Source organism: Caldicellulosiruptor kronotskyensis 2002, assembly GCF_000166775.1.
Lineage (GTDB): Bacteria > Bacillota > Thermoanaerobacteria > Caldicellulosiruptorales > Caldicellulosiruptoraceae > Caldicellulosiruptor > Caldicellulosiruptor kronotskyensis.
Map to the genome: position 1 here is coordinate 2309683 of NC_014720.1, position 20125 is coordinate 2329807.

Consider the following 20125-nt stretch of genomic DNA (forward strand, 5'->3'; position numbering starts at 1 on the left):
GTTTTTCCTTTTTCTTTTTTTATTTTTCATCATTATATTCTACTTCATTTTTTCTCTTCTACCAAGAGGAGGGAGCTTTTTCCATCCAATGTCCTATAAATATTTTACACTAAGTAAATTTAATGATATTATAATTTTTCTAAAAATCTTTTTAGTTCGCAATACGCTTCTAAATTAAGTTTTAATCTAATCTCTTCTTTTATTTGAATAAGATCAGAAAGAAGCATTTCAAAAGAAGCTATGCCTGTTCTCTCACCCACGCCCCTGATACAGCAATTTGCAGTTGATGCTCCAAACAGCCATGCACATACTGCGTTTGCCTGGGCTTTATAAAAATCATTGTGACCGTGCCATTCAAGTCTTTGATGGGAAAGACCGCAATGTAGCCGCAAGACGTATATAAGCCTTGGAACACCTCGTGGCAAGCTTGCATACTCGTATGGAACACCCAATCCCAATGTATCACAAAGTTTATAACGAATATCTATGCCCTCGTTTTTTGTTTTACTTTCAATTAACATAATAAAAGGTATAACAAAGTTTTGGATATCAGCTCTTGTAATATCCTCAAGGTGAATTCTTGGTTTTAAGTTCAAAGCCAGAGCTTCTTCAATTATATTTATATACTCTTTTGCAACTTCAAGCCTTGTTTTGCCAAACTTTTTGTAAATATGATAATCTGATGCTGACATCAAAATTCCAACCTCATCAAGCCCCAACTCTTTTGCGATCTTTAGCTCTTCTTTTTTAGCTCTCACCCACCCCACCACCCGTGGGAATTTGAACCCTTTCTTTAAACACTTTTCAACGCATCGTCTGTGATAGTTTGTATAAAGGAAAAATTCTGAGTATTCTATTATTCCAGTTTCGTTATCTATATAATGGAAATATTCAAAAATTCTTTCCACGTTATCTTCTCCTATATACGAAATTGCTTGCTGACCTTCTCTGAATGTGCTATCTGAAATGCAAAGAGTTTCTGGAATATCTAAAGGAACGGGTGTATCTTCAAAAGGTATCTTTGGTATTGAGGTGTACGGAAAAATATTTTTAAAATAATTTGGGGCGTTTTTTGTTAGAACTTCATATTCCTCATTTTCAATTTTGAACACAGTCCTCATCTCCTCTTATCTTCTAAAATTTTAATAATCAACATTGTTTAAAAATTTTTTGGTTATATAAAGTAGAAGGTATGAGATGGCTATCACAATAAAGCTTACACAGTAAACTTCATCCTGATTTTGAGCATAAAGCTTATAAATATAAAGAGAAACTGTTTGAGTTTTGCCGTAAACATTCCCCGCAAAAACAACTGTTGCCCCAAACTCACCAAGGGCTCGTGAGAAGGTCCCAAGTATCCCTATCACAATCCCTTTCTTGCAAACAGGCAAATACACTTTAAACAAAAGCCCCAGTTCATCCAATCCTAAGATGTACCCTTCTTCTTTGAGCTGTCTATCCACTGCTAAAAATGAAGTATATGAAACTTTTAAATAATATCCCATCGAAACAAATAGCTGGGCAAGGACAACCGCAGATGTAGTAAATGGAATATCAAAACCAATTTTGCTCAAATACCTGCCTAAAAAACCCATCCTTCCATAAAGTAAAAGAAGCAAAACTCCTGTTATGATTGGCGGTAGAACATTTGGCAAATCAATTAAAATCTCCAGAAACTCATTTTTCTTTTTCAAAGATGAAAGCAAATAGGCAAACGGTGTGCACAGCAAAAATGCTAAAGCAGAACAAATCGCAGCAGTAAAAAATGAAAGACCAAATGCAGTTATGGTCTCTTCTTTTGTTATAGCATTTATTAATGTAGTATATGGCACAACAAAGATAAGGTTTATAAAAGGCAAGAGTAAAAACAGCAAAAACGGTACTGACAAAAAGAATATCTTTTTCATATCAAGCTCACACACTTTTTGCATTATTTAAAAAAGACCAATCATTCATACCCCTTTTCTTTTAAGAGCTTTGCAATGGTTTTGGTCTTAATAAAAGATATAAAATCTTTTGCAAACTTTGGATTTTTAGCTTTCTCTACAGCTGCAACATAGTGGCTTGCAACTACATTATATTTATCTGGAATGTCTATTATCTTGAGCTTTGTAAGCTTTGCATCAGGAAAATAAACAATCCCAGCGTCAGCTTCACCAACCTTTACTTTTTGAATTACATCAGTGAGCTCAAACTCCTGCGAAATAATGTTGGCTATTATACCGCTGTAAAGACTCTTGTTATCATTTTTTATCTTGTCAATTAGCATCTTTGTATACATGCCAATGGGAGACACAGGATCAGCTATACAAAGCCTTATCCCCTTTTTTGAAATATCCTCAAACTTTTTTATACTTGGGGAACTTGATATAACACAGAGTTTTGTTTTAGCAAAAATTTCGTATTTATCTATATATTTGGCCTTTTTTAGACTATCAATATACCTTCTGTCTGCTGAAAAAAATACATCACACATTGCTCCATTTTTCAGCTGTGTAACAAGCACGTGTGTTCCTGCAACATTGAAAACAACTTTACATGATTTTTGTTTTTCGAACTGTTTAGAAATGTCTTTTACAATACTTTCCAATGTGTTAGGAACAAAAACAATCAAACTTTCTTTTTTGGTTTTATCTTTGCTAAAAGATACATTAGAAACTGTTGAGAATAAAAAAGATGCTATTATAAAAAAATAGACACATCGCATCTTAAAAATAAAAAGTTTTTTTATCATTTCCTGCATCTTCCTTTCATCTTGCAAAATGCATAATCAGTTTGCTTTACATAAAAATCTCTACAATCTCTTTTAAGGCATCTTTTATAAACCCCTGTCTTTCCAATACAACTTTGTCTGAAAGTTTTTCCAATGCACAAAGCCCAATTCTATTTGCTACAATTACATCACAGTCTTTTAGCATATCCACTCTCTTTTCTATCCTCTGTTCATTAGAACAATCTTCTTCTTTGTCTTTAAATTCTCTAACACATATAAGTTCACAGCTTCCATCGCTGAAAAGGTCAACTATCAGAAAATTTTCACTATTTCCAAAATGCCTATTTACAAGTCTTCCATCACTCGTTGCAATTGCCACTCTTTTTTTCTTCATTTTTTTATCACCACCTCTTTTCACACAAGCAATCCAGCTTCATCCGACCTGCACTGTTTGCAATGGGTCACCAGCTGAATTATTTTACTACACTTTTCTCTTGCTTGAGCAAGAACACTACAAGATGGTTTTTCAATATCAGAAAATTTTGCATAGGGTATGAGCGGCATTATATTCATCACCGTAGCACCAAGTTCTTTGACTCTTGCAGCAATCTTCTCAATGTGATGGCTATTTATTCCAGGTATCAAAACTGTATTTACCTTCACCACAAGTCCAAACTCGGATGCTTTGTAGATACCATGTTGCTGTTTATGGACAATAAGCTCAGCCGCCTCTTTGCCAAAATATAGTAGTTCGTTGTACATGGCAAATTCATAAATGTTCTGAGCAATATTGCTATCTACTGCGTTGACTGTGACTGTCACATATTTGACATTGTAATTTAAAAGCACTTCCGCCAAATCTTCTAATAAAAGTCCATTTGTGCTTATACAAAACTCTGCCTGAGCATCATAATTTCTTATAAGCTCAAAAGTTTCAAATGTTTCTTGATTAAAGAGAGGATCGCCCGGTCCAGAAATTCCTACTATCTTTATAGTTTGGTCTTTGCTTGTGATATCCTTGTACCTTAAAAGCGCCTCTTGAGGAGTTAATACTTTTGAGCATGCGCCAGGGTGGTGATCGTTTATGCATGAGATGTTCTTGTCACAGTAATTACATTTGATATTGCAAGACTTTGCAACAGGAAGATGTATTCTGCCAATTTTATATATGACATCTTTATTGAAACATGGGTGACCAAGAAGTTTACTTTCCATCTCAAATCAACCTCCATACAGGTGCATGTATTTCTTTGAACAAATCTTCACACATGTTTAAAAAGCCTTCAAAACATGCATATGGTTTTGTCTCCTGAGGAAATACCAAAAAAGGTACTCCAAACTTGTGTGCAAGATACCATTCTCTTGTTCCGCCAATAAATACATCAGGTTCTATTCTCAAGAGAATTTCCTCTATTTCTGCACAATTAAAATCATCGATAAAAAGTGCAGAAGGAAGTTCAAAGCGTGCTGTCTCATAATCGATATTGCATCCAAACTGACTGCCACATACACAGATTTCAAGTCCTGCTTCTTTAAACGCACCAGCCATAAAACCTATCCTTGAACCTCCAAGAAGAATAATTGCTTTTTTGCCAAAAATTTTCTTTTTATATTTCTCAAGCTTATCTCTTATTTTTTCATACTCTTCTGAAATGACCATTTCTACTTTATGTTCAATACCAAAAAACTTCGAAATCTTTTTAAGAGAATTTACAGTATTGCTAAGTCCATAGAATGAAACATCTACAAAAGGAATAGAGTATCTTTCTCTCATAAACTGAGCAAGCAAAAGCCCAGAGCTTTTACAAACAAGCAAGTTCAATGCAGCAGATGTGCTTTTTTGCATAAGATCTGCATCACAATCACCTGTATAGCTGCATATAACTTCTATTCCTATCTTTTCTAAAAGTTTTTTTATAACCCTCGTCTCTCCTGCCACATTGTATTCACCAATTATGTTTACAGAAAATGGCTGTGTACTTTCTTTTTTGCAATACTCTGAAAGATAACTTATAATAGCCTTCTGAGCTATGTGGTGCCCGTCTGACTGCGAAAACCCTCCAAACCCAGGAACCTCAACAGGAATGATAGGTTTTTGTACTTTTTCTTTTACTTTCTCTACAACCCATTTTATTTCTTCACCAATCTGTGAAGACGTGCATGTTGAATATACGAATATCATACTGTGTTCAGGAAAGATTTTTGCTGCTTCTTCAATACACCTTTCAAGCTTTTCATGCGCACCAAAGATAACATCCTTTTCATTCATATCAGTTGAAAGTATTAAATAATTCTTCTTTCTTACATTCTGACCATAATATGCACAGTCAGCAGGTGCGTGCACAATGTGAGTTGAATTTCTTACAGGGGCAAGAACCCAGCGCGCCCCATAATAGGTGCAAGCGCGCTGGGACATCACACCTGGAATTGTTGGTCTTGAACACTGAGGTATTCCGCTCTGTACAATGTGCCCCTGTCTTTGCTCTAAAAAAGCTTTTATAGCCATCTTAATTCACCACTTTTCTTCTTGTTTACTGGTGAAGTTTGTCATGTGGATAAGAATAATCTAAGATTGTATTTACAATCAAATCCAAAAGCCAGATGCTTCCTTTGTACCCTGTTATTCCATATCTGAAATATCCAACCCTGTCGTATACAGGGAAGCCTATTCTCACAACAGGGCATTTTACTGATTTTGCAACTTCAACTGCTTTTGAGTTGCCAAGTATGACTTCAACCCCTGCCTCTTTTGCTAAGTATTCAAATTCATAAAGGTCGCTGTCTACAAGAATTTCACCTTCAATGTTATATTCATCAAAGATTTTCTTTATCTCATCGGCAAAGGTAGGAGAAGGCGTTGCTGTCTCCACCACCTTTACATCCATCCCAAGTTCACACAAAAACCTTGTAACAGCTATTACAATGTCAGGGTCACCAAACACAGCTGCCCTTCTCATCATTGTATACTGGCAAGTATCTGCCATAGCATCTAAAAGAAGACCTCTTTCAACTTTGACTTCTTCTGGAATTTCGATTTCGTAGATAGAAGCAACATTCTCAATAAATTTATCTGTATTTTCCACTCCAACCGGGAACGGACCAAGGATACTTTTTACACCAAACTCGCTTTCCAAATAACTTGCACCAGTGCCACCTGCATGAGGACAAAGAGCTAAGATGGCTTTCCCGTTTGCACAGTCTTCAAGCTCCTGCCATGGCGTGCCACCTTCTGGATAGAGCGGTTTTGGAGGCATCAGTGGTGAGTTTAAGGTTTTTGAAATATCAAATAAAACTGAGTATTCTACACCCATTAAATTTAGAAGATGTTTTACCTCTTCGATGTCACCGGGATTAATCATTCCTGGAATAATATATAGTTTTTGGTTTGGTTCTTTTGATTTTGCAAAGTACTTAATATACGAAATTGTTGCTGTGTCATAGCCTTTTACATGTGTTCCTGCATAGCTTGGTGTATGAATTGGCACAACAAATACGCTTTGTGCAACCTCATCACCCAGTTCTTCTCTCACCTTTTTATATGCCTCTTTTATAAAAGCTTCTATATCGTCTCCTATGGTTTCGCTTGAACATGTTGTGACAACACCTATCACCTTTGGCGCATATCTAAAAACAAGATTTCTTATTCCTTCTATAAGATTTCTTCTTCCACCAAACACAGCCGCATCTTCGTGGAAAGATGTCACTGCAATGTTCACAGGTTCTTTGAAGTGCCTGTTGAACTGGTATCGAACATAAGTGCAGCATCCTTGAGAACCTTGAACAAGGGGTACTGCCTTGTCAATACCAAGTGTTGCATACATTGCACCAATTGGTTGACACATCTTTGGAGGATTTATGGTAACATGTCTGTTTGCTTTCGAAATTAGCGGACTATCAAGTTTTGTTGCCATTGTGATGCCCACCTCCTGTCAACGAATTTCCAAACTGGAGCATAGAGTGACTTGTAAAGGTCTCTTGCAAAATTGACCAGACCTTCAAAAGCTACATATGGCCCATTTTCGTAAGAATGTGAGTTCAAAGATGGAACACCAATCTTGTGTGCAAGGTATTTCTCTTTCAATCCTGTGAGGAATATATCGGGTTTATACTTTTCTATAACCTCTTCAAGCTCAAGCTCGTTAGGATTATCGATCACCAAAACTCCATCGTCTGCTCTTGCGTTTATCTTTTCATAGTCATCCTCATGCCCAAATGTTGTAGCACATGCAACAACTTCTATCCCAAGGTCACGCATAAGCGGTATCCAGTGCCAGACTCTTGGTGCTCCAACGTAAATCATTGCACGCTTGCCGCGAAGCTTTTCTCTGAAAAACTCAAGCCTTGACATAATACTTTCGAGCTCTTCTTCAATCACTTCTTCCACCTTTTTATCAATTCCAAAAAACTTTCCTATCTCCCTAAGAGAATTAGTTGTTTCGGTAATTCCAAAAAGTGTTACCCTGATAAATGGCGTGCCGTACTTTTCTTTCATAAGCCTTGCAATGTATGTTGCTGACCTCTGGCAGTGGACAATGTTGAGCTTTGCATAGTGCATCTTGCACAGATTATCATAAGAAGCGTTTCCAGTAAATGCTGTTATAATCCTCAAGCCAATCTTTGTGAATAGCTTCTCAAGCACCCAGTAATCTCCATCAATGTTGTACTCGCCTATGATATTAACATCATACGGTGTTGGGTCTTCAAGTTCTTTTGTCCCAACAATCTTTTCAAAGATTGTGTGATTTGCGATATGATGACCTTTAGACTGAGAAACACCGCAAAAACCCGGTGAATTGAATGCAATGACTGGTTTTCCTATTGCTTTTGAAGCTTTTTTGGCAACAGCTTCTAAATCATCACCAATTAGGGCAGTTGGACATGTTGCATATATAAATACCGCTTTGGCTTCAGGAAACTGCTGGTTTGCTTCAATTATTGCATTGTAAAGTTTCTTTTCCCCACCGAAAACTATGTCTTTTTCTTGCATGTCAGTTGAAAAGCAATACTTTCTATGAAATTCACTATCGGACAGGTGTCTTCGTGATGACCACGTATAATATGCACAGCCAATTGGCCCATGGACTATCTGAATTACATCTTTAACAGGTCCTCCAACAACACCTCTTGCTCCTGCAAATGCACAACCACGCTCTGTCATGTCACCCGGGATGGTTCTTACATTGCACACAGGTACAACAGGATTGTTCCTGTCAGTTATATATGTGTGTTTTCCTCTTTCTTCAATGCACCTGTCACAGTCCAAAGTCACAAATGGCATGACTGTCAACCTCCTTTTATTTAAAGATTAGGATTTTTTATATCAGGGCCTCATAGCCCTTTTCTCTTGTCCTGATTCTTATACTATCTTCAACAGGAAGAACAAATATCTTTCCATCGCCAATTTGACCTGTGCGATTTACAGCCGTAATGATATTGACAACCCTCTCAACATCTCTATCATCTACAATGATTGTAACCATTCTTTTGGGAATAAACTCCATAGCGGTGGATGAAAGAACCATCTCTGTAGCTTTGTCAACCTCCACTGCTTTTACCTCACCAACCAGCCCTCGCTGTTTGCCACGCCCCATGACTTTTTGGAATGTTGCAGCGGGATACCCCGCTGCAGCCAGCACATCTTTTGTCACACCCACTTTGTTCATTCGGATAATAGCTACAATCTCTTTCATTTTTAAAAAATACCTCCTTCTTACTACAGACCTTTTTCTCCCGTTCTGATGGTATAAGCCTCTTCAACAGGGCTTATAAATATCTTACCGTCACCGAAATTGCCGGTATACGCATTTTGCAAGATTATATCAACTACTTTTTGGCAGTCATTATCTTCTACTACCATCATGATCATTGTCTTTGGAAGTTCGTCATAGACGATGTTCCCTGTTTTGATGCCTTTTTGTTTTCCACGTCCAAATACATCAATCTTTGTCATTGAAACAAAACCGTTTGAGTCAAGTGCCCTCACAACCTTTTCTTGCATCTCTGGTCTAATTATTGCTCGTATCATCTTCATAACTATTCAAAACCTCCTTTTTTCTAATCTGCCAGTCCATACTCTTCAATGAGCTTTTCAAGTTCATCCATTGGCATGGGTTTTGGAATGACGAACATGTCATTTTCAATTATCCTTTTTGCCAAGTCCAAATATTCTTTTGCTTGATTGCTCCCTGGGTCATATTCAATAACAGTTTTTCTGTTAATCTCAGCTTTTTGGACAATATTATCACGTGGGATAAACTTTATAAGCTGTGTTCCAAGACGTTTACAGAATGCTTCCAAAAGTTCTTTTTCATTTTCAACCCTACGCGAATTGCAAATTATACCACCAAGTCTAACACCGCTTGTTTCAGCGAACTTGAGTATTCCTCTGCAGATGTTGTTCGCAGCATAAAGTGCCATCATCTCACCAGATGCAACAATGTATATCTCGTTTGCCTTGCCTTCTCTGATTGGCATTGCAAAACCGCCACACACAACATCACCAAGAACATCGTAGAACACAAAGTCAAGGTCATCAGTAAATGCACCAAGCTCTTCTAAAAGATTGATGGCAGTAATCACACCACGCCCGGCACAACCAACACCCGGCTCTGGTCCACCAGACTCTACACACCTCACACCACCAAAACCTGTGAACATCACTTTGTCAAGCTTGACATTGCTTTCACCCACCTCTCGCACAGTGTCCATAACCGTCACCTGAGACTTGACACCTAAAATAAGTCGTGTTGAGTCAGCTTTTGGGTCACATCCAACAATCATTACCTTTTTGCCAAGAGTTGCCAGAGCTGCAACTGTGTTTTGAGTTGTTGTAGATTTTCCAATACCACCTTTTCCATAAATAGCAATCTGTCTCATAATCTAATTGCCTCCTTTCAGCAAGATTAAAATTGTTGAATTATGTGTTTTGATATGGTAAACTTAAAAATAGGACAATAAATCAATTTTTTTGCGAGGCAGGGGGAGATAAGTTGTGCAAATCTACTAAGTATCTTCAAGGTAGAGGAAGCACTTTTAATTCTTCTCCCCCTGTATTTTCAAGAAGAATGAGCTAAAATCTATGAAAAAGGGCAACAGCAGACATCTAAAGCCTTGTCATAACGATAACACATGGCAATGGCAGGCACAAAACACACTATTCACTTTTTTAAAAAGAGGGGCGCAAGAGGCAAGGCAGAAGCTTTTTATTAAATGTGGGGGTGTTTTGGATGCCTGCTGTTGCCAAATTATAAACTCAAGGGATGAGGGAAGGTTTAAATTGCAGTTTCGCCCTGTTCGCCAGTTCTTATTCTCACTGCATTTTCTACGTTATAAATGAATATCTTGCCGTCGCCTATCTTTCCAGAGCGTGCTACTTTAACAATGGTATCAACAATTCTATCCACTTCTGAGTCCTTTACAATAAGCTCTATCTTGACCTTTGGCAAAAGATTTATATTAATCTCAACACCCCTGTAGTATTCAGTTCTTCCTTTTTGAAGACCACAGCCCATAACCTGTGACACTGTCATGCCTTTAATCCCAAGTTGATTTAAAGCATCCTTTACCTCTTCAAGCTTTTCAGGTCTAATAATACACTCAATCTTTTTCATTAACTTTCACCCTTTTCAAATAAAATTTATCTTAAACCCCAAAACTTACTTTACTGCCTGAGACTTTATTACAAAGTCACCATATGCTGTTGCACCATGTTCTGTAACGTCCAGACCTTCTATCTCTTCCTCTTCAGAGACTCTCAAACCAACTGTGAGTTTGATTATTGCAAATAGAATAAAGGTTGTTACGGTAGTCCATATAAATGTTGAAGCAACTCCGGCAAGCTGGACTAAAAATTGCTTTATCCCTCCACCATAGAATAGTCCTCCTTCTGTTGCAAAAAGTCCAACCATCAATGTCCCAAAAGAACCACATACTCCATGTACTGATATTGCACCGACAGGATCATCGATCTTTAGTTTTTTATCAATGAATTCAACAGATACAACAACCAATATTCCGGCAAGCCCGCCTATTATTGCCGCACCCCATGGGTTGACAGACGCACAGCCTGCTGTAATTGCAACAAGACCAGCCAAAGCACCGTTTAGTGTCATACTAACGTCTGGTTTTTTGTACTTTAGCCATGTGTATATCATTGCTAAGTTTGCACCCATCGCAGCTGCCAAGTTGGTATTGACAGCAATATCGCCAATCTTTTCATTCATACCCGAAAGTGTTGAACCTGGGTTGAAGCCAAACCAACCAAACCACAATATAAACGTTCCAAGTGCTGCCAAGGTTATACTATGGCCAGGTATTGCATTTATTTTACCATCTTTTGTATATTTGCCAATTCTTGGTCCAAGCATTGCTGCACCAATTAGTGCTGCCCAGCCACCTACTGAGTGAACAACAGTAGAACCTGCAAAGTCGATAAATCCAAGTTTGCTCAGCCAACCGCCACCCCATGCCCAGTGACCTACAACAGGATAGATGATAAACGAAATTACAGCACTGTAAATGCAATACGCAATAAACTTTGTTCTTTCAGCCATAGCACCTGAGACAATTGTTGCAGCTGTTGCAGCAAACACTGTTTGAAACATCAAAAATGATGTAAGCGGAATAGATAGGCCCAAGTGTTTAAATGAATCATTCAGGAAAAATCCAGACGTACCGATAAACCCACCTGCGTCTTTCCCAAACATGAATGCAAATCCAAAGAGCCAGAATATCACAGAGCCTATTGCAAAGTCCATTAGGTTTTTCATAACAATATTGCTCGCATTTTTTGCTCTGGTAAAGCCTGCTTCGACCATTGCAAATCCTGCTTGCATAAAGAAGACCAAAAACGCTGTAATAAGCACCCACACATTATCAATTGCTGTTGCAACCTTTTCAGGTGTAATCTGGTCAGCTTTTGCTATTGATGTAACAAGCAGCAAAGTTGCAATTGTTCCTACCGTGATTAAAAAGGCCTTGTAGTTTTTAATGAGTCTATTCATCTTTAAAAACCCTCCTTAAACCTAACTTTTTACTGATACAACTTTGTTCACTTGCCCTGCGCCCCCTTTTCAAAGTAAAGATTCTCTGGTATAATGAAAAAGCACGCAATTTTTAAAGGCTCTATAATAAATATTGGGGTGGTAAGAAAAGAAAAAATATAGCACTTATTCTGAATGCCTGCTATAATTAAAATTGTTTTTAGAGATAAAAAAACACACAAAAGAAAGGAGGCATCCAGAATAAGTGCTCAATCATAATTATATCACAGAACTTTTGAAATCAAAAGATATCATTCTCCACCAAGTAGTAGAAAGCGAAAAGGAGGTAGAACTGCACATAAGTCAGACGCAAAAACCTCACAAGTGTCCTAAGTGTGGTAGTATCACAAGCAAGATACATGATTATCGTGTCCAAAGAGTAAAGGACGTACCAATAATGGGTAAGAGAACATATTTAGTTTTAAGAAAGCGAAGATATGTTTGCAAAGAATGTGGAAAGAAATTTTTTGAACACATAAATTTTTTAGGCAAGCGACAAAGAATGACAAATAGATTAGCAGCATACATTATAAGTCAGCTCAGTAGCTTAAGCAGTATGAAAGAAGTGGCAAGACAGACAAATGTATCAGTTACAACAGTTATGAGGTTATTTGATAAGGTAAGTCCTACCAAGAAAATAGAGGATTTTTCTTCTGAGGCGATATGCATAGATGAATTCAAAGGAAATGCAGGTGGAGCTAAATATCAGTGTATAATTGTGGACCCTGTGAAAAAGCAGATAGTAGAAATTTTAAAAGACAGAAGACAAGATGTTTTGATTGAATATTTTAAGAGATTGAAGGATAGGGATAAAGTAAAATATTTTGTATGTGACATGTGGAGACAATTTGTGGAGACAGCAAAGATATATTTTAAAAACGCGAAAATAGTAATAGACAAATTTCATTTTACAAGATATGTGTATTGGGCGTTAGAAAATGTAAGGAAGAGAGTACAAAAGGAATTAGAAGATAATTTAAGGAAGTATTTCAAGAGAAGCAGGAAACTACTGTTAAAGTCTTATGAAGAACTTACAGCAGAGCAGAGAGAAGAGTTAGAAGTGATGTTTTGGTACAGTAGAGATTTAAGGAAAGCGCATAGACTCAAGGAAGAATTTAGAAAAGTTTTGGAAAGCAGTAATTCAGCACAAGCAAAAGTTGAATTAAAAAAATGGATAGAGGCAGCAGAGAGAAGTGGCCTTTCTGAATTTTGCAGATGTATAAAGGTTTTTAGGAACTGGTTTTCAGAGATAGTAAATTCATTTGATGTTCCATATACAAATAGTGTAACAGAAGGTTTTAACAATAAGATAAAAGTTTTAAAGAGAAATGCATTTGGATATAGAAATTTTGAGAGATTTAGAAAGAGGATTTTATACAGTTGTGGTAGTTAGGAGTTAGAAAGAGAATATTTAAAACCCGCAAAAGTCGCGGGGAAAGGCAATATTAGGTTTTTAAAATTATTTACCTGTAATAGGCATATATTACAATTAATGCTTGGTTGATAAAACTGAAAAAGGTGGGCATTCAGAGTACCCACCCCAACTCTTGACAAAGAGCCTTTTTAAAAAGAGAAGATTCAAAAATCAAAAGTGTGTGTGAAGACGGATAAAATTGGGTAATTAAAAAAGGCAAAGGCAACCTTTTGAAAGGCGCCTTTGCCTTTCTTTCTTTATTCTCTTTGTTTACTCTCATTATATTCTTCATTTTGCAATTTGTCAATACCAAAATTGCATTTTATTTTATATAAAGTTTTTAAGGTAATTTATAATTGTTTTAGATATAGTATATAAAAAGTAATATATATTTGTATAATTTGTGTTTCGTTAAACAAATATTACAATACTCTATTTGTTAATTATTGCCTGATAATAAATTTGCAAGATATAATCTCACATAAACTTTTTAGATTCAAATTAAATCAAAGTTAAATTTGAGCTAATTAAATTATTTTTTATGGTTATATGTTATAATGGTAAATAAAGAGGAAAATAAAAAAGGAGTCAGCTATGATGGATATGGAAGTATTAGACTCAGTAGGATATGAAATATGTAGAAATATCGCTAAAAGCAATTTGTCAAAAAAATTCTATCTTGCAGGAGGTACTGCATTGGCATTGCAACTTCGCCATAGAAAGTCATATGATTTAGATTTTTTTCAAAAAGAAGTTAGCGAAAAAATAGAATTTGAATATATTTACAATGTCTTAACTCAGTTTTTCTCTAAAAGAGATGTAAATATCGTTGTAAAGCAAGTTGACCAAATGACTTCTACTATATGTGGAGTAAAGGTAAGTTTCATTGCATATCCTTTCCCTTTGATTGAGCCATTAGTCCAAGGTGATAAAATAGACATTCGTTTAAAAGGAATCAATTTAGCATCTCCTAAGGAAATAGCTTTGATGAAAGCGTATACCATCGGTAGAAGACCAACATTCAGAGATTATATTGATTTGTATTTTCTACTTAAAAAAGGTATTGTAACTTTAGAATATATCTTAGAAAAAGCACCTCAGAAATTTGTAATAGAAGGTGAATCAGTTTTTTCAAAGAAATTGTTCTTAGAACAACTTATGTATACAGAAGATATAATTGATAAAGAAACAGCATTAATCTCTGTAATAGGTGAAGCACCAAAAGTAGGTGAAATAGAAAGGTTTTTAACTCAGCAAGCTAAAATATCAATTGAAAAGTATATAAAGAAAAGAGGTATGCTACCATGAAACTTCCAGAGGATTTTAAAATCTTATTCAAAAATTATAACTTTGAAATGTTAGATACAGAAAAACACAAAGAATTAATAATAAAGACAGTATTAGCATACGGCAATTGGGAACACATTGAAAAACTTTTTACTTTTTATAGCTTCAACGAAATAAAAGATGTATTCTTAAAAGACTTTTATGGAGTTACAGAACTTCCTATACCTACAATTTATCTTTGGGGAAGTATATTTCTTGATGAAAAAGAGTATTGGGAATACAGAAATATAAGAAGTAAGATGAATTTGGTAGAAAAATGGAAACAGACAAGAAAGATACAAAAATAAAGAGCCAGCCCAACTTTTTAGGACTGGCTCTTTTCAAATGCTTGAGAAAAACTATTTTACCCTACTTTCATGCATCTTGAAAAGTTCTGGCATGACTTCTCGAACAACCATTTCAAGCTCATCGTCGCCAATAACAGTTGTTCTTCCATTTTCGTACTCCCTGTCAACCCACTCTTTGATTTTAGCAACTCTCGGGTCGCGCTTGTCAATCTTTTTGTCACCTTCAAGTCTGAAATATGTGTTAATCCATGCAGCGATACCTGCAAGCCCAGAGTGTGCATCAACTGCAATGACAATTGGACGGTTTAAAATCTTTTTTGTATCAAATATGTTGTAGATTTCCTCATCCTTCAAAATACCATCAGCATGAATTCCTGCTCTTGTTGCATTAAATGCTCTGCCAACAAACGGCGTTCTTGGTGGAATCTCGTAGTCAAGCTCTTTTTCAAAGTAATCTGCAATCTCAGTGATTACCTCAAGTCTCATATTCTTTGTTGTGCCTCTAAGCTGGGCATATTCAATTACCATAGCCTCCAAAGGAGTATTACCAGTTCTCTCACCTATACCCAAGAGCGAACAATTAACTGCAGATGCACCGTAAAGCCATGCAGTACCAGAGTTAACAACAGCTTTGTAAAAATCGTTGTGACCATGCCACTCAAGCCACTCAGATGGCACCTCTGCGTAATGCCTTAGCCCGTAAATTATTCCCTGAACACTTCTTGGCAGAGCAACTCCCGGGTAAGACACACCAAGCCCGAGGGTATCGCATGCTCTTATCTTGACCGGCATATTTGCTTGGCGCGCAAGTTTCATAAGCTCATTTGCAAACGGAACAACAAAGCCGTAAAAGTCTGCTCTTGTTATGTCCTCAAAATGGCAGCGCGGAATAATTCCATGTTCAAGCGCTGCTTCAACAATAGAAAGATACATCTCCATTGCCTGTTTTCTTGTCATGTTGAGCTTTTTGAATATATGATAGTCAGAGCAGGATACCAAAATTCCTGTCTCTTTGATGCCCATCTCTTTCACAATTTGAAAATCCTCTTTTCTTGCTCTTATCCATGAGGTAACCTCTGGATACCTGTAGCCTCTTTCCATACATTTTATAACAGCTTCTCTATCTTTTTTTGAATATAGGAAAAACTCTGTCTGACGGATCACGCCAGAGTCATTGTCAAGTTCATGAAGATAATCAAAAAGCCTTACAATTTGTTCAACTGTATAAGGAGACCTTGCTTGCTGACCATCTCTGAATGTTGTATCTGTTATCCATATCTCATCAGGCACAAACATAGGAACATGCCTGTGGTTGAAGGCTATCTTGGGTATCTCTGTGTACGGGAAAATCTCTCTATAGAGGTTCGGCTCTGGAACATCCTGGAGTGTATATTTATACGCTGCCTGCTCAATCAGGTTTGTCTTGGGATTAAATTCTACTCTTGCCACTTAAACTTCCCTCCACATTGTATATATGTATACAATCAAGTGTTATGAGATATATTATATTCTACTTTTGCATTTTTGACAATAGGACATTGCAAATTGTTCTTTTGCACAAGAGTATATTTTAAGATACTGAACGAAATTTTGCAAGATGGAAATTTGAAATCTTCATAAATGAGACTATTTTCCTGAACTTTCTTCAGTAGCTTCCTCTTCATAAAGAATCATATCTATATCTTTTTCTGAAGAGAGAGTCTCAACACTTTTAAGCTTTCTTTCTATAGTTCTTGTCTTTCTTGTTGCAGTGTCAATTGTATCCTGCGCTTCAGAAAGCTTCTTTTTAACCTTTTCAAGAATCTCAGCAAACCTTGAAAACTCAGTCTTGACGGCAGACAAAAGCTCCCAGACCTCATTTGTTCTCTTTTCAATAGCAAAAGTTTTAAATCCAAGCGAAATGGTGTTGAGCATTGCAACAACTGTTGTAGGTCCTGCAATAATTACCTTGTATTCCCTTTGCACAGACTCAAATAGTCCAGGTATCTTCAGCACCTCTGCATAAAGCCCCTCAGAAGGCAAAAACATGATAGCAAAATCTGTTGTTTTAGGCGGGTCAATGTACTTTTCCTTTATAGTCTTTGCATTCTGTCTTATACTATTTTCAAGCTCCTTCGAAAATCTTGCAACTTCTTCTACATCTGCTTTTTCCTGTGCCTCAATAAGTCGCTGATAACTTTCTATGGGGAATTTAGAGTCTATTGGAAGGTATATAAATTCATTATCCTTTGAATTTTTAGAAGGAATCTTTATAGCAAACTCAACTTGTTCTTGAGTGTGTGGTTTTATCCTGACATTTCTTTCGTACTGTGATTGATCCAAAATCTGGTCTATGATATTGCCAAGCTGAATCTCACCAAGTGTACCTCTTACCTTTACATTGCTCAAAATTTTTTTAAGATCACCAACACTTCCTGCTAAAACCTGCATCTCACCAAGGCCTCTGTGGACAAGCTCAAGCCGCTCTGATACAAGCTTGAAAGACTGTGAAAGTTTTGTTTCTAATGTGCTTTGTAGCTGGCTGTCAACAGTCTCTCGTATTTTCTCAAGCTTGCTATCTATCTCTTTTCGGATACTGTCAAGTCTCTCCTGATTTGATGATGTAAAATTTATTATCTGATTGGATAGGTCTGAAAATCTTGTCATCAGAATGCTGCCAAATGAGCTTATCATGTTTTGCATTTCATTTTTATTCTGAGAAAATTGCTGCGAGATAGAATTTTGAATTTGTTCAAGTTCTTTTTCAATCTCTAACAGTTTATTTTGTGTCTCCAAAGAAGAATTCATATTATTTTTAAATCTTATGAGCAGGAACAAGTTTGATATGCCAAGAACAATAGCAACAATCAGCAAAACTGCTTCCAATCTTTATCACCTCTGTTTTTAAAGAAGAATAATCTTAAAATTTAAAAAACGGGCTGCTTTCACATTAACTTTTTTAGCAGCCCTTTTTGCCTTTTTCAAGTTCAAATTCATTTTTATTCTTCCAAATCCAAAAGCTCTTTTAGCTCGTCGTCATCAAGTGTAATAACCGGCTGTTGAATCTTTTTGGTGTCTTTTAGAATCTCAAACTCACCAACAGAGTATTCTTTTACCTCTACATTTTGCATTTCATCTTCAAATCTGACCTTTATCTTTTCTTTTAAGACGCTTACCTCAACTACTTCACCTATACCATCGGCTGTTTTTACAATCGCACCTATCCCGGGAAGCTTTAACATTGCCTCTTCATAGAATTTTTGCTCGTATGTCAAGCAGCACATGAGCCTGCCGCAAAGGCCGGATATCTTTGCAGGGTTTAAAACAAGCCCCTGCTGCTTTGCCATCTTTATTGAAATTGGTACAAACTCACAAAGATGCACTGCACAGCAAACCTCACGACCACATGGTCCCAAACCACCACGGAACTTTGTGTCGTCTCTGACACCTATTTGTCTCAGCTCAATCCTTGTTCTGAAAACTGCTGCAAGGTCTTTTACAAGTTCTCTGAAATCAACCCTTCCTTCTGCTGTGAAATAGAAAAGAAGCTTGTTGTTGTCAAATGTGTACTCGGCATGCAAAAGCTTCATAGGAAGACCATGCTTTTGTACTTTTTCCTTGCAAATCTCAAGTGCTCTTGCAGCCTTTTCCATGTTCTCTTGAGCCTTTTTGTAATCCTCTTCTGTTGCCTTTCTTACTACCTTTTTGAGAGGTTGGACTATCTCTTCGTCAGGCACCTCTCTTTTTTCTATCATAACTTTTCCCATTTCAATTCCACGGACCGTCTCAACAATGACGTCATCTCCGGCTTTTAAATCTATGTTATTCGGGTCAAACCAGTATATCTTCCCTGCTTTTTTGAATCTAACTCCAACAACTTCTGCCATCTTTTTTTAGCCCCCTGATAGTTTTAAAAAAATCATGTCAAGCACATTGTCTGAGATTACATTTGCATCAGGATACTTTTCTAACATTATAAAATCCTGCAATAGCCTGTATATATGAGAGATTGTATGCTTGTTTGCAAACTCAACTATCTTTTCTAACTTGTCTGTGTTTATAATAAGCTCAACAAGGTTTGTCTTTTTGAACATAAGCGCATCTCGTAAAAAGTATATAACTGTTTCAAATAAAAATGCAAAGTCGTCTTTAAACTTTTCAAAATCACTTTCAAATTCTTTTATCAAACTAAAACTTGCCCCATCGTATGAAAGAAGTTTATCAAAAATATAGTCTCTTTTATTTTGAACCTCTTTATCATAAAAATCAAGAGCAATTTTAGGATTCCCTCTGCAAAGTTTTAAAACATAGTCTTTGGGTTCAAGCTCATGTTTTTTTAAAATCTCAGAGATTTCGCTTGAGCTGTACCTTTTGAATGAAAGCACTAATGACCTTGAAATAACTGTCGGCAAAAGTCTTTCTAAATTGTTGCATGTGAGAATAAAAAGGGCATACTCTGGAGGCTCTTCTAAGGTCTTTAAAAGTGCATTTTGAGCACTTGTTGACATCTCCTCAGCTTCTTGTATTACATATATCTTTTTTGTTGCAAAAATAGGTCCTCGTGAAATGTCTTTTATAATCTCTCTAATAGCATCAACAGATATCTCTTTTCTGTCTTCATCTCTCTTTATTAATTTAAAATCCGGGTGTGTGAATGCGTCAAAGAGCCTGCAACTTTTACAAACCCCACACGCAAGCTTTTCTTCACACAAAACTTGCTTTGAAAAGGTCATTGCCAAAAGCTTTTTGCCAAGTCCTTTTTCACCTTCAAAAATGTATGCGTGAAAAGGTTTATTGAGTGCCTTTTTGAGTGTATTAATAATCTCTCTTTGCCCTATAAAAGTATCTAAATTCATACTTTTTCTCACCCTGTATAGATTTTCTTAGATAAATAGGTCAACAAGTAGCCCTTTTATTTCCCCTACATATGACAAAACTTTGAGATTGTCCGCTTCTTTTTTCAAAATCTCCTGAGTTAACATATCCATTTTTTCATCAATTTTTTTAACAATACCAAACACCTTGTGTCTGCCTTTTCTGCCAAAAAGACTTTCACTAAAATATTCGTGAGAAGAGAATACTGTATATCCCAAAAGTTCTCTTATCGCCTTTTTATACTCTTTTAGCGTCGAAAGGTCCAATCTTTCTGCAAGGCTCTTGCCAAGAGAGTCTATTTTGTTAATAAGCTCTTTTATTCTATTGATAATTTCATCTTTCTCAAGCTGCTTTACATAGTTTGAAAAAGAGTCTTTTGCCCTTTCAACTCTTCGCTGGTCTTGAAAAAACGCTACATTATTTATATTGTTTCTTTTAACATCTTCTACTCTCATCTTACTTTCCCACT

21 protein-coding genes are annotated in these 20125 nt (G+C 36.4%); 3 read left to right on the forward strand and 18 right to left on the reverse strand.

What is annotated here, in order from left to right; genetic code table 11:
• Positions 1–128: 128 nt before the first annotated feature.
• The 13 genes from CALKRO_RS10690 to CALKRO_RS10750 form a co-directional block, all read right to left on the reverse strand.
• Positions 129–1121, reverse strand: coding sequence for a beta/alpha barrel domain-containing protein (locus CALKRO_RS10690; RefSeq protein WP_041741737.1), 993 nt, complete (start codon positions 1119–1121; stop codon positions 129–131).
• Between the two features lie 21 nt (positions 1122–1142).
• The gene (locus CALKRO_RS10695; protein ID WP_013431029.1) at positions 1143–1907 is read right to left on the reverse strand and encodes a molybdate ABC transporter permease subunit; all 765 of its coding nucleotides are present in this window, start codon (positions 1905–1907) and stop codon (positions 1143–1145) included.
• Between the two features lie 41 nt (positions 1908–1948).
• Entirely contained in the window at positions 1949–2734 is a 786-nt protein-coding gene (gene modA, locus CALKRO_RS10700) for a molybdate ABC transporter substrate-binding protein (RefSeq protein ID WP_013431030.1), read from the reverse strand.
• Between the two features lie 46 nt (positions 2735–2780).
• Positions 2781–3107 carry a NifB/NifX family molybdenum-iron cluster-binding protein gene (locus CALKRO_RS10705; protein WP_013431031.1) on the reverse strand — a complete coding sequence of 109 codons (327 nt, stop codon included), beginning with the start codon at positions 3105–3107 and terminating at the stop codon, positions 2781–2783.
• Between the two features lie 20 nt (positions 3108–3127).
• Positions 3128–3928, reverse strand: coding sequence for a radical SAM protein (locus tag CALKRO_RS10710; protein WP_013431032.1), 801 nt, complete (start codon positions 3926–3928; stop codon positions 3128–3130).
• A gap of 1 nt (position 3929) precedes the next feature.
• Positions 3930–5219 carry a nitrogenase component 1 gene (locus CALKRO_RS10715; protein WP_013431033.1) on the reverse strand — a complete coding sequence of 430 codons (1290 nt, stop codon included), beginning with the start codon at positions 5217–5219 and terminating at the stop codon, positions 3930–3932.
• 25 nt (positions 5220–5244) lie between these two features.
• The gene (locus CALKRO_RS10720) at positions 5245–6624 is read right to left on the reverse strand and encodes a nitrogenase component 1 (RefSeq protein ID WP_013431034.1); all 1380 of its coding nucleotides are present in this window, start codon (positions 6622–6624) and stop codon (positions 5245–5247) included.
• Complete coding sequence (locus tag CALKRO_RS10725; RefSeq protein ID WP_013431035.1) at positions 6597–7991, reverse strand: nitrogenase component I subunit alpha; 1395 nt, start codon at positions 7989–7991, stop codon at positions 6597–6599. The genes CALKRO_RS10720 and CALKRO_RS10725 overlap by 28 nt, the downstream gene beginning before the upstream one ends.
• Before the next feature lie 37 nt (positions 7992–8028).
• Positions 8029–8403 (reverse strand): P-II family nitrogen regulator, encoded by a 375-nt coding sequence (locus CALKRO_RS10730; protein WP_013431036.1) that lies wholly within the window; start codon positions 8401–8403, stop codon positions 8029–8031.
• A gap of 23 nt (positions 8404–8426) precedes the next feature.
• Positions 8427–8744, reverse strand: coding sequence for a P-II family nitrogen regulator (locus tag CALKRO_RS10735; RefSeq protein ID WP_013431037.1), 318 nt, complete (start codon positions 8742–8744; stop codon positions 8427–8429).
• Between the two features lie 23 nt (positions 8745–8767).
• The gene (nifH, locus tag CALKRO_RS10740) at positions 8768–9592 is read right to left on the reverse strand and encodes a nitrogenase iron protein (protein WP_193345562.1); all 825 of its coding nucleotides are present in this window, start codon (positions 9590–9592) and stop codon (positions 8768–8770) included.
• A gap of 392 nt (positions 9593–9984) precedes the next feature.
• Positions 9985–10323: a P-II family nitrogen regulator gene (locus CALKRO_RS10745; RefSeq protein ID WP_013403998.1), complete on the reverse strand. Its 339-nt coding sequence runs from the start codon at positions 10321–10323 to the stop codon at positions 9985–9987.
• Between the two features lie 45 nt (positions 10324–10368).
• Positions 10369–11715 (reverse strand): ammonium transporter, encoded by a 1347-nt coding sequence (locus CALKRO_RS10750; protein ID WP_013431039.1) that lies wholly within the window; start codon positions 11713–11715, stop codon positions 10369–10371.
• Positions 11716–11959: 244 nt separating this feature from the next.
• Between CALKRO_RS10750 and CALKRO_RS10755 the strand changes: the two genes are divergently transcribed.
• The 3 genes from CALKRO_RS10755 to CALKRO_RS10765 all read left to right on the forward strand — a co-directional run bounded on the left by CALKRO_RS10755 (position 11960) and on the right by CALKRO_RS10765 (position 14802).
• Positions 11960–13147 (forward strand): ISL3 family transposase, encoded by a 1188-nt coding sequence (locus CALKRO_RS10755; RefSeq protein WP_013431040.1) that lies wholly within the window; start codon positions 11960–11962, stop codon positions 13145–13147.
• A gap of 618 nt (positions 13148–13765) precedes the next feature.
• Positions 13766–14476: a nucleotidyl transferase AbiEii/AbiGii toxin family protein gene (locus CALKRO_RS10760; protein WP_013431041.1), complete on the forward strand. Its 711-nt coding sequence runs from the start codon at positions 13766–13768 to the stop codon at positions 14474–14476.
• Positions 14473–14802: a DUF6922 domain-containing protein gene (locus CALKRO_RS10765; protein WP_013431042.1), complete on the forward strand. Its 330-nt coding sequence runs from the start codon at positions 14473–14475 to the stop codon at positions 14800–14802. The genes CALKRO_RS10760 and CALKRO_RS10765 overlap by 4 nt, the downstream gene beginning before the upstream one ends.
• 51 nt (positions 14803–14853) lie before the next feature.
• On the opposite strand, the gene CALKRO_RS10770 is transcribed toward CALKRO_RS10765, so the two are convergent.
• The 5 genes from CALKRO_RS10770 to CALKRO_RS10790 all read right to left on the reverse strand — a co-directional run bounded on the left by CALKRO_RS10770 (position 14854) and on the right by CALKRO_RS10790 (position 20111).
• Complete coding sequence (locus CALKRO_RS10770) at positions 14854–16251, reverse strand: beta/alpha barrel domain-containing protein (RefSeq protein WP_013431043.1); 1398 nt, start codon at positions 16249–16251, stop codon at positions 14854–14856.
• Between the two features lie 177 nt (positions 16252–16428).
• Positions 16429–17667, reverse strand: a complete 1239-nt coding sequence (locus CALKRO_RS10775; RefSeq protein WP_013431044.1) for a DNA recombination protein RmuC — start codon at positions 17665–17667, stop codon at positions 16429–16431.
• Positions 17668–17780: 113 nt separating this feature from the next.
• Positions 17781–18668 (reverse strand): PSP1 domain-containing protein, encoded by an 888-nt coding sequence (locus CALKRO_RS10780; RefSeq protein WP_013431045.1) that lies wholly within the window; start codon positions 18666–18668, stop codon positions 17781–17783.
• 6 nt (positions 18669–18674) lie between these two features.
• Complete coding sequence (locus CALKRO_RS10785; protein ID WP_013431046.1) at positions 18675–19637, reverse strand: DNA polymerase III subunit; 963 nt, start codon at positions 19635–19637, stop codon at positions 18675–18677.
• Between the two features lie 27 nt (positions 19638–19664).
• Positions 19665–20111 carry a YaaR family protein gene (locus CALKRO_RS10790; protein WP_013431047.1) on the reverse strand — a complete coding sequence of 149 codons (447 nt, stop codon included), beginning with the start codon at positions 20109–20111 and terminating at the stop codon, positions 19665–19667.
• Between the last annotated feature and the right edge of the window lie 14 nt (positions 20112–20125).

Coding starts and splice junctions, on each gene's coding strand:
- CALKRO_RS10715 (WP_013431033.1), bottom strand. CDS start 5,219: ATGGCTATAAAAGCTTTTTTAGAGCAAAGACAGGGGCACATTGTACAG.
- CALKRO_RS10710 (WP_013431032.1), bottom strand. CDS start 3,928: ATGGAAAGTAAACTTCTTGGTCACCCATGTTTCAATAAAGATGTCATA.
- CALKRO_RS10725 (WP_013431035.1), bottom strand. CDS start 7,991: ATGCCATTTGTGACTTTGGACTGTGACAGGTGCATTGAAGAAAGAGGA.
- CALKRO_RS10745 (WP_013403998.1), bottom strand. CDS start 10,323: ATGAAAAAGATTGAGTGTATTATTAGACCTGAAAAGCTTGAAGAGGTA.
- CALKRO_RS10690 (WP_041741737.1), bottom strand. CDS start 1,121: ATGAGGACTGTGTTCAAAATTGAAAATGAGGAATATGAAGTTCTAACA.
- CALKRO_RS10720 (WP_013431034.1), bottom strand. CDS start 6,624: ATGGCAACAAAACTTGATAGTCCGCTAATTTCGAAAGCAAACAGACAT.
- CALKRO_RS10735 (WP_013431037.1), bottom strand. CDS start 8,744: ATGAAGATGATACGAGCAATAATTAGACCAGAGATGCAAGAAAAGGTT.
- CALKRO_RS10790 (WP_013431047.1), bottom strand. CDS start 20,111: ATGAGAGTAGAAGATGTTAAAAGAAACAATATAAATAATGTAGCGTTT.
- CALKRO_RS10695 (WP_013431029.1), bottom strand. CDS start 1,907: ATGAAAAAGATATTCTTTTTGTCAGTACCGTTTTTGCTGTTTTTACTC.
- CALKRO_RS10730 (WP_013431036.1), bottom strand. CDS start 8,403: ATGAAAGAGATTGTAGCTATTATCCGAATGAACAAAGTGGGTGTGACA.
- CALKRO_RS10760 (WP_013431041.1), top strand. CDS start 13,766: ATGGATATGGAAGTATTAGACTCAGTAGGATATGAAATATGTAGAAAT.
- CALKRO_RS10785 (WP_013431046.1), bottom strand. CDS start 19,637: ATGAATTTAGATACTTTTATAGGGCAAAGAGAGATTATTAATACACTC.
- CALKRO_RS10750 (WP_013431039.1), bottom strand. CDS start 11,715: ATGAATAGACTCATTAAAAACTACAAGGCCTTTTTAATCACGGTAGGA.
- CALKRO_RS10765 (WP_013431042.1), top strand. CDS start 14,473: ATGAAACTTCCAGAGGATTTTAAAATCTTATTCAAAAATTATAACTTT.
- CALKRO_RS10705 (WP_013431031.1), bottom strand. CDS start 3,107: ATGAAGAAAAAAAGAGTGGCAATTGCAACGAGTGATGGAAGACTTGTA.
- modA (WP_013431030.1), bottom strand. CDS start 2,734: ATGATAAAAAAACTTTTTATTTTTAAGATGCGATGTGTCTATTTTTTT.
- CALKRO_RS10780 (WP_013431045.1), bottom strand. CDS start 18,668: ATGGCAGAAGTTGTTGGAGTTAGATTCAAAAAAGCAGGGAAGATATAC.